Genomic DNA, 296 nt, shown 5'->3' on the forward strand with positions numbered 1-296 from the left:
CGGATGCCGGGGCGCCCTCGTGGGCCGGGTGTGGCGGGCGGGCGTGGCCGGTCCGAGCGTCGTGGCGATCCGCGCCGACGCGGACGGGGCTGCCCGAATCGTCGACGTCACCGCCGCCTTCCCCCCCGTCAGCGACCTGTGCGAGGCCCGAGACCCCGCCGCCGCCCTGCGCGGCGCCCAGGGCGAGGATCTCGGCGGCCTCGACGCGGTGCTGGCCACCACGCCGCCGGACGCGCGCGACGCCACCAAGCCCTGGCTCCTGGCCCCGGTCGATCTCCAGGCCCTGAAGGCGGCGG

The 296-nt window shown here is 79.4% G+C and carries 1 pseudogene; it reads left to right on the forward strand.

The window, feature by feature from the left end:
• Window positions 1–296 (forward strand): annotated as a pseudogene (locus ACLBYB_RS33260) (fumarylacetoacetate hydrolase); the annotation flags it as partial.

It is taken from the genome of Methylobacterium sp. D54C, from assembly GCF_053345595.1.